Genomic DNA, 16226 nt, shown 5'->3' with positions numbered 1-16226 from the left:
TGTCGACTTTTTAACGAGTTAAGGATGTTTTGTTAAAAATTTTGTGCGTTCGCCCTGTTTTGTACTCGAGCAAATCTCACCGGTGGACACGCTTGAGGAAATCCGTAAATCTAAGCTGAATTTTTTCTTCGCGCCGAGTAATTTTTATGTCGAGATCATTCATGACATTCCTCTGACGCACATCGTTACGCGGAGTACTCTTGAAGCAGAAAATCCTGCCAGAACCTTAGGAAGTGTCTTCTTTACCAAGGCCGACAGAGATGACATAAAAGATCTTGCGGATCTCAAAGGAAAAAGCTGCGCAGCCTCTCTTCCTAACTCTCTTGGCGGATGGCTTGCCGCACTGGGTGAAATTAAAAGAAACGGCTGGAATCCGGATAAATTTTTCAGCAAGGTCAGTTTCCTTCAATTTCAGACGCCCGACGTTTTAAACGCTGTGTTAGTCGGAGCCGCCGACGTTGGAGTACTTTCAACCTGCACACTGGAAAACGCGGTTCGATCCGGAATCATCAGTCAGGATTCCATTAAGGTTATCAATCAAAAGAACGAGAATGCCAATAGTTTGAAATGCGTCCGCTCTACTGAAGCGCTCTATCCGGATCTGGTTTTTGTTGCTGTTAAAGGTACACCGGAGACGATTATCAAGAATGTTGCCATTGCCCTATTAGCCATGCCCGATTTTGACCATTACCGATGGTCTATAGAAGACAATTATTATGCCGTCCGCTCTCTTTTAGAGGACCTGCAGCTCGGGCCTTACGCATACATGCGCGATAACACTGTCCCAGCACTTTTCAAACGGTTCAAAACTGAGATCCTTACCGCTTTAGGACTAATTCTTTTCCTTGTTCTCAATGAACTCAGACTTCACTGGCTGGTAAATAGAAAAACCCGAGAACTGCATCAAGCGCTGAAAGATAAAATCGCAGCCGATAAAACACTACAGTCCGAGAGAAAGAAAATGGCTCTTTTGGAGCGAAACGGCGTTATCTCGCAAATGAGCAGCATTATCGCTCACGAAGCTAAACAGCCGCTCGGAACAATCCTTAACTATCTGGAAATCCTACGAATGAAGCAGGAAGTCAGTCCAGAAAAAGACCCCATCGTTCTATCCGCTATTAATCATGTGGCTCAACAGGTTGGCAGACTGAACTCTCTGGTTGAGTCCGTCCGCAATTTTGCCAAAAAGAAAGAGAATCCGCTGATTCCGAGTGACCTTGTTGAGATCACAGAAAAAGCAATTCGCTCTTTCAGGAGAAATGAACCGGAATATGACGCTGTAAAAGTGAACTTTCTCAATGGAGCTGGTAAGGCTTTGGTTCGTTCGGATCCGGTTTCCTTGGAACTGCTCATTATTAATCTTCTAAGAAACGGCGCGCATGCGGCATTGGAAGCTGAAAAGAAACAAAAGCCTTTTATTAAAATAACGATCAGTAGAATCGAGTCTTCGAGATTTGAGCTCAAGATCGAAAACAGCGGGAATGTGATGACAGATGAGCAAATGGCTCGACTAATCTCACTCGGAGAGAGTGTAAAGGCTGAAGGTCTGGGACTCGGGTTATCCATTATCCGATCGATCGCTGATCATCATTCGGCCGATCTCAGTTTTAGGAAAAGAAAAGGCGGCGGCGTTGCTGCTCTTCTGGAAATCGATCAGCTGGAGATTGAAACATGAACAACACACATGAATTAAATAGACTTCAGCAAAAATGCGTCGTGCGGCTTGTTGATGATGACACGCAGTTTTTAGAGTCTCTGAAAGTTCTTCTGTCTATGAAGGGATGGTCAGTTAGAGGTTTCAGCAGCGCAGAAAAATTCATAGCGGAAGAGCGCTTCATAGAACCGGGCTGCCTTGTTCTCGACATTAGAATGCCGAACCTTACCGGCCTGCAACTTCAGCACCACATTGAATCAACGGTTGCGCATCCGATTCCCATTATTTTTCTGACCGGTCATGGCGATGTCGAATCTGCAGTCCATACGCTCAAACATGGCGCACTTGACTTCCTTCAGAAGCCGGTTGCGCCGGCCGTGCTTTTAGACTGTATACGGCAGGCTTGCGCAAAGAGTCTAACCAGCCAGGGCGAAAGAAGTGAACGCGATAGAATTGAAAAACGTTTTAACTCACTGACCAAACGCGAAAAGCAAATCTTCGAGATGGCGGCTCAGGGTGTTAGCAATAAGGGCATCAGCGCCAGGCTTGATATTGCCGTTCCAACCGTAAAAATGCACAGAGCCAATGCTTTTGACAAGATGGGCGTGCACTCTTCTCTTGAAGCCTCAAAAGCCTATTTTGTCATGACCGATGAGAAAGATCATGATCAGTAGAAGACAGATAATTATTGGTACGGCATCCGCCTTAATGGCTCCCGGACTGTGTTTTGCCAAGAAAAAGTGGGATGTCATCATTGTCGGCAGCGGTGTCGCAGGGCTTTCCGCCGCAGTCTCTTCTTTGCAAAGTGGAGCAAAATCCGTTCTTATTCTTGAAAAAAGTCCCGTCATCGGAGGCCATTCCATTGTTTCCACAGGCTATGTGAGCGCAGTAGACCCAAAGCGTCAAAAGTACAAAGACTCTCCTGAGCTCATGCTGGAAAACATGCTTGAAATCGGCGGTCACAAGAACGACACGGCTCTTGCTGAGATCGTTTGTCAAAGATCCTTTGAGATCATCAATTGGCTGGAAGATGTCGGCGTAAAGTGGGAGCCAACGCTGCTTCAAACCGCCGCAGGGCTGTTCCCCAGAAGTCATATTTCCAATACGGTAAGAGCCGGATATGACTATGTCATGGCGCTCAACAGCTACGCAATCAGGCATGGAGCCAAACTGCTTCTTAATACAAAAGTCGAATCACTCATTACAGAAGATGGCCGCGTAGTGGGCGTTACCGCATCCCTTGGCAAAGATCAAAGCGTTCCGATGTATGCAGGCGCCGTCATTCTTGCGACAGGAGGATTTACGGCTAATGTAGAAATGCGCACCAGATTTGATCCCAGACTTGGCCCGGAATTCGCAACCACTGCAAACCCGTTTGGCAACGCTTATGACGGAGCAACCGGAGACGCAATAACTATGACTGAGCCGCTCGGAGCCGCGCTCAAAGATGCTCAATATATTCAGCTCATCCCTTTTTGGGGCGGCCGACTCCTGGATTATGTCGGCGGAGATATTTTCGTCAACAAGCACGGTAAACGCTTCGTAAGCGAAAGCGCCTCTTGGAAGGAAATCTCCGAGGCGGTGCTGAAGCAGCCTGATAAAGAAATGTGGGCAATTACGGATTCCCAATCACGTAAAGGCGCAAGTCTTGGCATCAAGCTCATGAATCAAGTCGTTAGAAAAGCCAACAGTGTTCAGGAAATGGCTTCGATCATGCATGTCGAACCATCGGTACTTACTCAAACGCTTGATACGTACAACCGACATGCAAAGATAAATGAGGATCCGATTTTCCATAAAAACAGATTTACTCAAACTATTTCTGTACCGCCTTATTACTTCGGCATTGAACGCCTTTGCGTACACTTTTGCTGCGGGGGCGTTCGATTTAATAAAAATGCGCAAGTCCTTCGCAAGGACGGAAGTGTCATTGAAGGGCTCTATGTTTGTGGAGAAGCTTCGGGAGGCCTTCACGGGCATGACAGAATGGGCGGCGTCGCACTTACTTCGGCTTTTGTTTTTGGAAAGATTGCAGGCAAACATTCAATTAGTCAAACTGCATGATGTTTATATGCCTAATGGTGGAACTTATAAATACAGGCTACCAAAGATCCAACAAACATACGTTATAAAAAAAGGGCAAGCAACACAAAGACTGTGTGGCCTGCCCAATACTTCCAAGATACGTCTTCTTTCAGAGGGGATATCTAGTTATAAAAATATCGATAGATCAGCACTAAACAGAATGCCGATATCAGAAGAATCATTGTTACTGCATAAGCTGTAAGCCCAGCTTTGAAGCAAAAGAGGATCACTTCTGTCATTTGAATCTCTCAATGGGGGCGTGCGCCCCCGTTAATTAGAAGAGCCCGCAGACAACAAAACCTAAAGCGACAGAGAAGAAAATCGCTAGAACGCCAGGGATGAAGAAGGAGTGGTTAAAGACCCACTTACCGATGCGTGTTGTACCGGTGTCGTCCATCTGAACAGCGCCGAGCAGTGTCGGGTATGTCGGGAGAACGAACAGAGCGGAAACAGCAGCGAAGCAGGCAACCAGCATGTAAGCGTTATCGGGGTTGGCTGCAGTGATGCCGAGTGCCGCAACAACTGTCGGAGTAATCGCCTTAGCGGTAGCAGCCTGAGAGTACAGGAGCATAGCGGCTAAGAAGAATACAACGGCAAGCAGAGCTGGGTACTGGCTGATGGTCTGAGAAGCGAATGCCTTGATTTCGTTGGTGTGACCGGAAACGAATGTATCGCCAAGCCATGCAACGCCGAGAACACAGATACAGGCAACCATACCGGACTTGAAGACGGATGTACCGGCAACATCACCGAGTTTGACTTTGCAGAGGATGGTAATAAGAGCACCGACTGTAAGCATCAGGCTCATAATGGCCGCGTCACGAGGAACAACAACATTTTTGATCAGACCTACAGCCGGAGAAATCGCGGAAGCATAGAACACAACGCAGAGAACACCGATGAGGAAGATCCAAACAGAGAGTTTGGCCTTGGCATCGATCTTCATTTCATGAAGACCAACCGCAGGTTTAACCAAGCCTTCTTTGAGTCTTTCCTGATAGATCGGGTCTGTAGAAAGGTCCATCTTAGAGATAAGCGTCATGATGAACGCTGTGATCATGCAGCCTGCAAATGTAGTGAGAAGCCAAACACCCAGCAGAGCCGGATAGCTCCAACCGAAGGGTTCCAGAACACCTGTCATGTAAATAACAGCAGCGGAAACCGGAGAAGCGGTAATTGCAATCTGAGAAGCCACAACCGCGATAGAGAGCGGCACGGACGGACGAACGTTTTCGCCTTTGGCGACTTCGACGATAACCGGGATCATCGAGAAAGCTGTATGCCCTGTACCGGCAAAAATTGTCAGAACGTATGTGACAACCGGAGCGAGGTAGTTAATATATTTGGGGTTCTTGTAGAGAATTTTCTCAGCAATGTAGACCAAATAGTTAAGACCGCCCGCGAGCTGCATCGCAGAGATAGCAGCGATCACGGAAGCAATAATCAGAATCACATCCCAGGGGATATTGCCCGGTTTCATGCCAAGGCAGAGACCGAGAACGAGAACGCCAGCACCACCGGCGTAACCAATGCCGATTCCGCCAAGACGAACACCAATGAAGATCGCGCCCAACAGGACAATGATCTGAAGAATAATCATGATATCCATAGTTTTTCTCTTATTAACTTGGGACAATGGAAGGTGATCGGCAGAGGACGATATATCCTTCGTCCTCTGCCTAAGCTTCGTCAGAAGCTCCTAGTCACCCAGGGAGAAAGCCGGATTTAGAAGGCAAGCTTGAATGTTGCGCCAACACCGTTGGATTTAATCTTGCTTCCGAAGGCACCGTAGTAAGAGACTCCCAGAGAAGCACTCTTGCCGAGCTGAGCTTCAAGACCGACACCCACCGCAGCGACAGCAGAGAGTTTTTCGCTCTGAATCTTAGCTGTTGCGCCGTTTCCAAGTTTAAGTGTGGACTTGCCGCGTGTGTCACCCATGTACTGTGTCCAGTTCACGTCAGCGACTGCCTTGAGTTTTGCAGCACCGGCTTCAAACGGCACTTTAACGCGAGCACCAACATTAGTTACAGCGAGATTCTGGCTGTCGAAGCTGGTCGAAGCTTTTCCGCCTGCGTAATCAGTGCTGAAACCGTCAGCGGACAGATGCATCCAAGCTAAACCAACATACGGTTCAACATTGACAGTACCAAGATTCAGACCGGTGTAGGCCACTTCACCGAAGACCTGAGCAAGTTTTGCGTTGTAGCTCGGCGAAGAAGCAAATGCCTGATTTCTGTAGAACAGAGCTGTACCGGCGTCTCTATCCTGCTGAGAATAAGCAAAGCCATAGTTCAAGCGAACATCGCTGATCTTGGACTGACCGTAGATGCCAAAATGCAGATCATCCGAGTCAATCTTGCCATCAGCACCGCCCTTGAACTTAGTCTTGCCGGCACCAAAGAAGACACCAACCTTGTTATTAACGTTGATATCAGCTTCTAAACCAACCAGGCCAGTGTAGAAGTCGGACTTGAGCTTGGAGGAACCGGCACGGTCCATCTTCGACCAGTTGCCGACTGCGGACATCCAGAGGCGAGCACGGCCGTCATCAACATCAGCAACACGAGCTGCTCCGTCAATACCGATAGCCTGATCCTTAATGGCGCGGACTAAGGACTGACCGTTTGCAACAGTCATTGCATTTGCGGTGACATGGATATCGTTTGCGAGAGAAGCAATCGTCTGTCTTGCTTCATCTTTAGTTGCACTGACTAAACCGGAGAAAAGTGCTTCATCAGCCATCAGAGCATTAGCAACAGAAACGCCATTGCCGTTGTTTGCGTAGTCAGCAAGTGTCTTATCGCTCTTCTCTAATACACCGGTGATCTTATTGCCGTCGACAGTGATTGTATGGTCAACCAAAGCATAGTCCGGTGTCACGATAGCGTTGTTCGCACCTTCCAGGGTTTCGGCTGTGACTGTACCAACCTGTGCATTACCGTCCCAGGCCTGTTCGAATGCATCATTTGTGAGAGAACCCACTGTGATCTGAGCACCTTCGTTGAAGGTCAGGCTCTTGAGCTGAACATCCTGATCAGCGATAACTGCGAATGTACCGCCGTCGTTAACGACAACTGTAGCCTTCTGAGCTTCTGCACGGCTAACACCGCCAACTACAGAATGGAGTTCTCCTTTCTGTGTGAACTGGTCATTGTATGTCGCCAGTACACCGAATGTACCGCCGTTTACATTGACAGCACCGGAGCCGAAGGATTCAGTGAAGCCAAACAGCTGGCCTTCTTCTACCGTCGTACCGCCTGTGTAGGAGTTCTGGCCTGTCATCACTAATGTGCCAGCGCCGCGCTTAACGAGAGAACCGTTATATAAGCCGTTGTCGATCTTGTTTTGAATCGCTTCAGCGCGTTTCTGATAATAGGCCGCTCTCCAGGCTTCAGCATCATCGGCAGAAATGACATGGTTAGTAAAGTCTCCATCTCCGTCACCGACAACAAAGTTCTCGCCGAGTTCGTAGTCTCCGGAAAGATCAGTACCGTTCTTGGTCTGTTCCATCCATGCCAAGTCTTCTTTTTCTCGCTGCTTCAGAGCAACTTCTGAAATATCATTGGTCCAAACGTCAAGCGGAGTCGAGTTCAGGTTGTAGTCAAATTTGCCCAGGAACTGTCCGGGACCATACATGCCTTTTTCAAGATCAGGCACACCCCAACCCATTGCATCCGATACTTCTCCTTCTGCGGGAGTGGAGCCGTCCTTATTGTTCCAGCCCTGCATATCGGTTCCGTCAGGGTTCTTGTGGTTAGCAGTTGTGAACATCACATCACGAACCTGAGTCGCATCCATGCTGGCATAGCGCGACATCAAAACGCCCATTGCCCCGGCAACGTGCGGTGCTGCCATGGATGTTCCGCTGGAACTCTGATAACCCGGAGCGCCTGTCGTCGAATTTACATTTGTCGAATAAATACTTGCTCCAGGAGCCGCAACAGTCCACCATTTACCAAGACCGGCCTCATTGAATGTGTCATATAAACGATAAGTGTCCGGAGCACCGTCCTTACTTAAGCCGGCCACTGCAATCCACTGGCTCTCTGCTTCAGGATTGAAATAGGGGAACAAGGGCCTGTAGAAGGGATTGTTAGAGTCGCGGTTTCCAGTTGTGAAAATCTGGACAACCTTAGTTCCCTTAACTGCATCCCAAGCTGCATCAACGAAACTCTTATTCGTTCCGCCGTACATCTTGTTGTGATAGAAATACTCGTATTCAGCTTGAGCAACATCATTTGTCGGAATATGTCCGCTGAATGAAACACGAACATCCCCTTCAACAGGTGCTGCAGCCGTACCGGCATTCGCTTGCTTCATCGCTTCCTGTACTTCTGCGACTGTGGGAAGTGAATTAACCGTGGTCCATTTGCCATTTTTGTATTGCTGAAGGATACCGATACGAATATTCGTTCCCCAAGAGTTGTTGATAACACCGCCTCTTTCAGCACCGTTATCTGCAACAAGCTTGTCTGCTAAAGCCTTCCAACCCTGATAGAAGTATTCGTAATCTTGGAATGGACCGTAGTTATTATTATCAGTAGCACCAGTATTACCTACGATAATATTTGAACCCCAGGAAACGCCGTGCATTTCGTTTCCATCTCTGTTCGCGCCTACAGTTCCTGTAACATGAGTGCCATGTGTATCATTAACACCCATCATCCAATCGCCCGTTACTTCAAATGTTTCTCCCTTTGTAAAGGGTTGACCCTTTGTAGGTTCTACATCCTGTCCGGCATAAATAACTGTCACAACGGACTGAGGATATCTGTTGCCATCCGAACCGTATTCGCCGGAAACAACCGTGCCGGTAATTCTTCCACCGGCTAAATCAGGATGAGAAAGAAGTGCTCCAGAATCCATTACGCCAACAGTCAGGCCCTGGCCGTTAAAACCAAGAGCATATGCTGAGGAAGCGTGCATGGCAGCCAAACCCCAATCTTTCTGATACTCAGCCGTTTCCCAGGAAGCCTTATCTCCTAGCGTACCTGTTTCAACATAGGCGGCAGAAGCAGCTCCGCCAAACGCAAGCATTGCAGCACAAATAGCGACTGATACCTTTGCTCTTTTGCCGTGAGAATTCTGTTTCTCACTGGTCGTGACAAAAGATTGTCTGGCATCACTCCAGATAGCTTTAAATGCCTTATTCATAACCATTTCTCCTTAGGTTATCCATAAAATGGATTAATTTAATTTGCGCAGAAAATACACCTAATAAATTTCTGCACTTCGAGGTAAAACCTCTTTTTTATTATTTAATATTTAGTAAAACTTAGTAACAGGGATAACGCTAAAAAAAATGAAGAAATTATTCTTTATTTAAACGATAATGTTAAAACGTTTAAAATAAACTATTAAATAGCTAGAAATATATTATATCAACCTGAATTTATTGATTATTTTTTTATAAAATATTATCTGGTATTGCTCATTAATATAATTTAAAGCGTATCTATAAAAATATTATATTTATTTCTAACTATCCTAGGACAACCTTATATGAAACTAATATTTAGCTGGACAAAACATAACTTAATAAAGAATGTAAAATCACTGATAGCTATTAATTGACAACGGCATAGAGAATTTAATAACTTAAAAGTTAAATCAGTCTATTTTTGATCCCAGAACCCTTCTAACACTACCAATTTTTATATGGATACCCAACATCTAAGCATCTTCATTTCTGTAGCCGACGCCGGAAGCTTTACGAAAGCCGGATATCTAATTGGTAAGAGTCCACAGGCACTTTTTAAGCAGATCACGACCTTAGAAGAAAAAATCAATCTCAAATTATTTGATCGGAGCCCTACAGGCTTAACTTTGACACCTGCGGGCAAATCTCTATATAAAGATGCAAAATATCTTATCTCTTTCTCAAAGGAAGCCTTGTCAAGAGCAAGGGAGATTGAGCGGAGCGATGGCAATTTAATTCGAATTGGCATCTCCCCCTTTGCTTCTGCTAAATTCCTCTCACAGGTTTGGCCAATTGCAATAAAGCAGTACCCTAACCTTAAAGCGCAAATAATTCCTTTTGACACTGATGAGACAACAGGCTGGGACGTCCTGACTCATCTCGGCTCAGAGGGAAAGATTGATATTCTGCTTTGTGCCTACGATGACAACTTTTTAACAGAGAGGAAGTGTGCAGCCCTAAAACTTAGAGAGCTACATTTCACTCTCTCCATGACTACTACTCACAAGTTATCCAACGAGAAACAAATCACATTAGAGCGCTTAGCTGAATTCTATTCACCCTCAATGCGTTCTATAAATGTGACTCCAAACACACGATTATCATCCAGCTTTCTGGGGGGGGGTATTGGTTAGAAAACATTCTTGGTTCCAAAGTTATGATGCCTTAAAAAGCATACTGTCATCAGCTAAGATTCCTTGTCAATTTTTTGAGAACCTCTCAATGGACGTATTAAATCTCTGCGGAAACTCTCAAAATTTATTATTAGGAACAGATGCATGGGTATTCGCCCATCCATTGCTCAAAACAATTCCATTTGATACTGAACTGACACTCCCCTTTGGGGTCCTTCACTCACGAAAACCTTCAGCCCAAGTTAAAAAATTTCTCAAAATCGTAGATTTTGTAAATGTTGAATATAAAAACTTTGAACTGTGGTAGGCGGGGAGGAGTGAATTGCCGCCACCCTCAGATCAACGCCCCCGCCGTTATTCCGTACCACATCGAAATATACCGCTCGGGTTTCTTATAGTTATTTTTACGATTGCGTTTACGTAATTTCAGACGCGTAACGATCTTTTTCCACCATTGCCCTAGATCAAAACACTAACCTTAAACTGTAAGCATAGACTCGGGGCATCGTCCTCAGCACTAGTGCAGCGCACGGGCTGACCTTCTGCAAATTCAAAGAGATCACTGCCAAGTAACCCTGTCTCGAAAAACATATATTTGAAGAAGTAGTCCGACATGCAGTTTCTCGAGAGAAGATCAATGCAATAACACTCTTGCTTTTCGTTCACAGCAATCAGTCCTCCGACAACACTGTCTCTGCCGTCCCATTTTGTCGACACCTCAGCTCCGCGTAAGAAACCCAAAAAGATGTTTTTTATTCGATGAGCCAGGACCTCTTTGATACGATTGCCTGACCAGCTCAGCCCCTCTAAGAGATCCTTTGCCGCTAAATTAGAGGGATGAGCTCTTCCGCTTGCAAGTTTTTCTAGGACTTCACCAACAGCTGCGTATCGACCATGAGAAAGATTCGATTCAAGAAGCAATGCCGCCATAAGCAATTCACCTGTATCGCAAATTAGACAAAGAGTGTATTGAAGCACTGAGCTCTGACAGTGTGCGAACATGAACTACCTCGCACTCACGTGCGAGATTTCATGGGAGCGTGCTCCCATTTCTAGCAATTGGCGAACACCCACACATGCATGCAGGTTTCGTACAATTGCGGGCGTGTCCACAAAGACGCCCCCATCGAGTTCGAGCAGCTTTTTGAGCCACTCATCCCCGAGTTCTTTTCGGCCGATATTGGCTGCGCCATTGATATCGGCATTGATCAAACGTCCGTCTGACGATCGATAGAGGCCGCGCTTGATTCTCTTTCCCGAAAATACCGGCTTTGTCTTGCCTTGCTTCGGGTCGAAATCTGCAATGACATCCATGTCTAGCGCACTGGCCTTAGAGGTGTAGCTTTCCTCCCGCACTGTCACTTGAATGCCGTATTCTTCTGCCTTATACCGGACCATCTCAATAAACTTAGCATGCGGGAGCATGACAAAATTCTGATTGTTTCGCTTGCCGAGGTTCACACTCTGTTTCCAGTTTCTATTGGTACCAATGACAATGCGACCTAAATCATGCGCCAGACAAAAGTTGACAGCCAAACGGCTGGCCTTGTGCATCCAGTCTTGGAGCTGCCAATAACGTTTGACTCCTTTTATTCGAATGTGCTCATAGTGTTTCTTACTTCTCAATTCAGCGACTTGTTTGTTGTACTGCTGATTGATGCTCTTCAGTATTTTGCCTTTGACCAAAAACGGCCTGATTCCGGGTTTGGTCGAAACGAAAGTTGCAAAATTATCAATACCTAAATCACAGCACAAAGCTTCATTCGGATTCAAAGCGACGCTTCTTGAATTTTTACACTCATCCTTACCGACACGATAAGTCAGCTCCACAATAAATGTATTTCCCATCGGAATAATTCTCAGATCGCCCGTAACTGCTTCCTCCGCTTTGGCGTTGAACTCCTGATGTTTACAGCAAACTACACGAATGGGAGAAAAATCGATATCTTTCCCACCCGTGATTGTCAGTTGATAATCACGGATTTGATAGCCGTTGCGGCCGACATAGAACGTTCGATATCTCCTCCTATAGCCCGGTAGCCGAGGCTTCCCCTGAAACTTCTCAGGGTGCTTCGAGTATTCAGCGGCCGCCTTGGAGAAACCTTTGAACTGTTTGGCTATGACTTGTCCTTGCCTCTGCGCGGAAGCCGCCGACGGCATGGCTCGATAGTCACTGCCGTATTGATGCCTGAGTTCAGTATCAAGTTCTTTGCGTGTCAGTACAGGCGCCTTTTCAAAGACACGATGTCTAAGCAGATAGACTGCGCAGTTGCCGAGCTTGCGCGACAATGAACAAAGCTTGTGGCAGGCTTGCCAGTTAGCATTGTTTTTACGAATAACGTGTCGCTCGACTTTTTGAATCATATGCAGTTATCTACCGGTTCTCATTGTGTTTTCAATCTCAAAGCTCATTTGATCTTCGTCGTAGCTTACCGACGAAAAGTTATTTCATCAACGATCTTGGAAAGGCTCAAAGAAATTTTTGCTGACTTGTGTCAACGGGATCAAGTCAGGTTTTTGGAGTGCTCTGGAGAAGAGGATCATGTTCATCTATTGATCTCTTACCCTCCGACAATTTGCCTTTCAAATCCGGTACGTAAACTAAAAACCATATCATCTCTGAAAATTCGTCAAGAATTCTTCAATCAGATTCGAAGGATGCTTTGGGGCAAACGCTTTTGGACAAAAAGTTACTGTGTAATATCAGTTGGAGACGGAGCAACAACTGCCATTATTGAGAGATATATCAAAAATCAACGGCCGAATTGACATTCGGCCGGTCGCTATCCATCCCCGCGCTTACGCACGGGGAATTCCGTGGAATTCGTTAAAAGAAAGATCGTATTTCACGGCTCTCAAATAATTCAGTATTCACTCTCAGAATCACCTTTAACTTTCTGAACGCAGGGTCGTTTTATTTTCAATTTCGTCAGACAGTTAGCATTGTCGCGCCAACTGATTGATCTTATATCCGAAAACAAGTATTCAATAGCGGCAATACTTACGATGCACAGCAAGAAAACGCTCTTTTAGTCGAACAAAATACAAGCGCGGAAACCTGAGCAAACCCGCTGAATGTTAGGGAAAGTCTCAAGGTATGTTGTTCGCTAATTTTGGTTTAAACCATTTGTTACGTTTTATTATTGGTCCATAGGTAGAGGTGCAGACCTTATCAGTAACCGTTCTCAGCATTCGAAGCATTGGAGGACAGTAAAAGGAAGGCTTGCCGAAGGGATTGAAAAAACTTCGATATTTCAACCCCTGGGCTGCAAAAGAATATTTTGCAGACTGTCACTGAACGTGGAGCGCTACCGTGTCTTGAGCCTTTTCTTCTCTGCGGAAGAACATATAGGTGAAGGTCCCTGACCCGACAGAGCTCCGATCTTCACAACAAAAACCAAAGAGATGAAGTTATGCAAGACTCAAATCACTCAAATCCTATTGCACCGTGGCAAGCGATGACTATGCTCGCCCTCGGCATCGCAATCATCTTCTTCGGCTTGATGACGTTAAAAGTAAACGCCAGAATCGTTCTTGCCGTTGACGGCGCCATCATGTGCCTTATGGCCTGTGCGTTCGGAATTAAATATGACGAAATCCAGAAGGGTATCAAAGACACCATCGCCTCCATGCTGATCGCAATGCTGATTCTTTTAGCAGTCGGTGTTCTCATCGGCACATGGATGGCTTCCGGAACCATTCCTGTAATGGTCTACTACGGTATGCAGGTCATCACACCGGCCCTTTTCCTGCCTGTGGCATGTATTCTCTGCACACTGATGAGTACGCTTGCCGGCACGTCCTGGGGCACGCTCGCCACTGTGGGTGTTGCCTGTATGGGTGTCGGCGAAGGCCTCGGTATTCCTCTTGAAGCCGCAGCCGGTGCAGTATGCGTCGGCGCCTTCTTCGGCGACAAGATTTCTCCTCTGAGCGACTCTCCTGTCATTACCGCAACCGTGACAGACACACCGCTTATGGAGGGTATCAAGCACTCGCTTATCTCCACCGGTCCCGCCTATTTAGTCAGCCTGGTGTTCTTCTTTGTTTACGGTCTTGAATTCAGCGGCGGAAGCACAGCTGAAAGCGCAACTTACGTTGAAATTCTGAGCACCATTGAAAAGAGCTTTAACCTTAATCCGGTTACTCTGATCCCGGTATTTGTCGTCATCGGTCTTATCGCCTGGAAGAAACCGACAATCCCGACATTTGTCGCAGGTATCGCTGTAGCGGCAGCAATCGGTATGGTTTTCCAGGATGTCTCGCTCAAGAACATGATGAACTACATGTACAGCGGCTTCTCCATCCATACGGATTCTACCTTTGTGGATAAGATGCTCAACCGCGGCGGCTTCACCAGCATGCTCAGCACGATCGGCCTTCTGATGACTGCGGCGATTTTCGGTGCTCCGCTCAGAACCGCAGGTGTTGCAACTGTATTGCTCGACTACGTTCAGAAATTTGCGAAAAACAGCAGAGTCATGGCGTTCTCCGTCATGTGTCTGCACACCCTGTTCTTCATGATCACCGGCGCATACTACGTCAGCTACCCGGTTATCGGTTCTATGACTAAGGACATGTTCCCGAAATACGGCCTCGAACGTAAGAACTTGATGCGTACGATGCTTGACACAGGAACAGGCCTTGCCCCGCTCATCCCCTGGTCCACAACAGGTTCTTACACCGCTTCTACACTCGGCGTTGCAAATATCGCATTCCTTGCCTTTGCTCCGATGCTTTGGCTCTCCATTATCCTGTCTGCGGTTTACGCGCTCACAGGCATCGGTATGGCCAAGATTAAAGACAGCGGAAATAACTCTGCAGAAACTGTTCCCGCCCAAGCTGAACTTGCCCGAGAGTAACAAACTATGGAAAAAATATTTGAACGCTGGTATGACCTGATCAATATCAATTCTGTTTCAGGTCATGAAGTAGACGCGGCTAACTACTGCGCCAAAGTCCTGGAAAGTTTCGGACTGACGGTTCACTACAGCTATTTCCCGGAAGACTCCGCCAAAGAAAGGCCCTCTATTTGGACTGTGCTTGACAGCGGCAAACCCGGCAAAACCATGCTGCTCATCGGCCATATCGACACGGTCGGCGTCAATCTGGCCAATTGGAAGACTGACCCCTTCCATGCTGTCGAAATTGACGGCAAGGTATACGGTCGCGGCTCTATGGATATGAAGGGCGGCGTTTCCGCGATCCTTTCAACCGTTGAATACTTCTCGCAGCATAAAGATGAATTCAGCGGAAAAATTCTGGTTTGTCTTGTGGCTGACGAAGAAGGTCTTAGCAAAGGCACTTACCAGCTTGTTGCAGAGGACTGCGTACACGCTGATTACGCCATCATGGCCGAGTGCCGTTACGATAACGTCGCAGTAGGTTTTAGAGGCCGCTTCAGTTTTGAGATTACTGTGAAAGGAAAAGCCGGACATGCGAGCCGCTATCCTGAAGTCGGAGAAAACGCTCTGGTTTCCGCCGGACGTCTGGCCGCTGCCATCGAAGCGCTTCCGACGCTCACACATCCCAAACTCAAGCACGGCACATGGTGCGTACGCTATCTTTGCGGCGGCAACCAGAACGCTTTGGTTGTGCCCGACAGCTGCTACATGTTCGTAGACCGCTATGTCGTTCCGGGTGAAGATGAGGAACTCTGCATTTGTCAGATGCAGGAAGCCGCTGACAAAATCGGTCTTGGAAACAAAGTCGACATCCGTTTGAAGCCCAGAAACAGTCCGTACATGAAATCGTTTGCGATTGAGGAAGACCATGAGCTTGTGACCGCACTGCGTCAAAGCTTCACCGACATCACGGGAGAGAATCTGCCGATCGACTATGACCCGTCGGTTTGTGACTCCAACATTGTCGCTGTTTCTCTTGGCATCCCCGTTGTCACATTCGGTCCCTCAGGCGGCAACATGCACGGTGACAATGAATACGGGTATCCGTATCAGGTAAAGAACTGCTGCGAAATTTACAAAGAGACGATCCGTAAACTTCTTAAGCCGTAAGGTTCAGCAGATTTTTTTGACTCGCTCTCGGCGTAAAAACCGAGGGCGGAATTTTTATTTGGCAGTGCTTGTCTTTGCCTTGAACCTTGCGGTAAATAAAACGGCAAATGCGGTCCGCAGCACACCGTCTCTCTAGATCATCG

At 46.9% G+C, this 16226-nt stretch carries 12 protein-coding genes and 1 riboswitch; of the genes, 8 read left to right on the top strand and 4 right to left on the bottom strand.

Annotated elements, in window-relative coordinates; translation table 11 throughout:
* Positions 1 to 82 precede the first annotated feature (82 nt).
* From AC6I1F_RS12380 to AC6I1F_RS12370, 3 genes are read left to right on the top strand one after another with little or no spacing between them, the layout of a single operon-like run.
* Positions 83 to 1675, top strand: coding sequence for a sensor histidine kinase (locus AC6I1F_RS12380; protein ID WP_289164161.1), 1593 nt, complete (start codon positions 83 to 85; stop codon positions 1673 to 1675).
* Complete coding sequence (locus AC6I1F_RS12375; protein WP_160335542.1) at positions 1672 to 2328, top strand: response regulator transcription factor; 657 nt, start codon at positions 1672 to 1674, stop codon at positions 2326 to 2328. The genes AC6I1F_RS12380 and AC6I1F_RS12375 overlap by 4 nt, the downstream gene beginning before the upstream one ends.
* The gene (locus AC6I1F_RS12370) at positions 2318 to 3718 is read left to right on the top strand and encodes an FAD-dependent oxidoreductase (protein ID WP_160335541.1); all 1401 of its coding nucleotides are present in this window, start codon (positions 2318 to 2320) and stop codon (positions 3716 to 3718) included. The genes AC6I1F_RS12375 and AC6I1F_RS12370 overlap by 11 nt, the downstream gene beginning before the upstream one ends.
* Positions 3719 to 4013: 295 nt before the next feature.
* On the opposite strand, the gene AC6I1F_RS12365 is transcribed toward AC6I1F_RS12370, so the two are convergent.
* The gene (locus AC6I1F_RS12365) at positions 4014 to 5348 is read right to left on the bottom strand and encodes an anaerobic C4-dicarboxylate transporter (protein ID WP_160335540.1); all 1335 of its coding nucleotides are present in this window, start codon (positions 5346 to 5348) and stop codon (positions 4014 to 4016) included.
* A 116-nt stretch (positions 5349 to 5464) separates the two neighbouring features.
* Positions 5465 to 8893: an autotransporter domain-containing protein gene (locus AC6I1F_RS12360; RefSeq protein ID WP_497801802.1), complete on the bottom strand. Its 3429-nt coding sequence runs from the start codon at positions 8891 to 8893 to the stop codon at positions 5465 to 5467.
* 504 nt (positions 8894 to 9397) lie between these two features.
* On the opposite strand from AC6I1F_RS12360, the gene AC6I1F_RS12355 reads away from it, so the two are divergent.
* Together AC6I1F_RS12355 and AC6I1F_RS12350 are read left to right on the top strand one after the other, a co-directional pair.
* A complete protein-coding gene (locus tag AC6I1F_RS12355) occupies positions 9398 to 10072 on the top strand; it encodes a LysR family transcriptional regulator (protein WP_289170769.1) in 675 nt (224 codons plus the stop codon).
* A gap of 88 nt (positions 10073 to 10160) precedes the next feature.
* Entirely contained in the window at positions 10161 to 10379 is a 219-nt protein-coding gene (locus AC6I1F_RS12350; protein WP_301001594.1) for a hypothetical protein, read from the top strand.
* Between the two features lie 152 nt (positions 10380 to 10531).
* Here AC6I1F_RS12350 and AC6I1F_RS12345 read toward each other — a convergent pair whose 3' ends face one another.
* The gene (locus AC6I1F_RS12345) at positions 10532 to 11074 is read right to left on the bottom strand and encodes an HpaII family restriction endonuclease (protein ID WP_160335537.1); all 543 of its coding nucleotides are present in this window, start codon (positions 11072 to 11074) and stop codon (positions 10532 to 10534) included.
* 3 nt (positions 11075 to 11077) lie between these two features.
* A complete protein-coding gene (locus AC6I1F_RS12340) occupies positions 11078 to 12436 on the bottom strand; it encodes an RNA-guided endonuclease InsQ/TnpB family protein (RefSeq protein WP_497801801.1) in 1359 nt (452 codons plus the stop codon).
* On the opposite strand from AC6I1F_RS12340, the gene tnpA reads away from it, so the two are divergent.
* The 3 genes from tnpA to AC6I1F_RS12325 all read left to right on the top strand — a co-directional run bounded on the left by tnpA (position 12437) and on the right by AC6I1F_RS12325 (position 16083).
* Positions 12437 to 12841, top strand: coding sequence for an IS200/IS605 family transposase (tnpA, locus tag AC6I1F_RS12335; RefSeq protein ID WP_497801800.1), 405 nt, complete (start codon positions 12437 to 12439; stop codon positions 12839 to 12841).
* A 378-nt stretch (positions 12842 to 13219) separates the two neighbouring features.
* Positions 13220 to 13391, top strand: a riboswitch (Lysine riboswitch).
* A gap of 94 nt (positions 13392 to 13485) precedes the next feature.
* Positions 13486 to 14931: a Na+/H+ antiporter NhaC gene (gene nhaC, locus AC6I1F_RS12330; protein ID WP_237178830.1), complete on the top strand. Its 1446-nt coding sequence runs from the start codon at positions 13486 to 13488 to the stop codon at positions 14929 to 14931.
* A gap of 6 nt (positions 14932 to 14937) precedes the next feature.
* On the top strand, positions 14938 to 16083 hold the full coding sequence (locus AC6I1F_RS12325; protein ID WP_160336261.1) for a M20 family metallopeptidase: 1146 nt from the start codon (positions 14938 to 14940) through the stop codon (positions 16081 to 16083).
* Positions 16084 to 16226 lie beyond the last annotated feature (143 nt).

The organism is Parasutterella sp. St.1A3 (genome assembly GCF_059728705.1).
The sequence above is the reverse complement of the archived record's forward strand: the minus strand, read 5'-3'. Positions and strand labels throughout refer to the sequence as shown.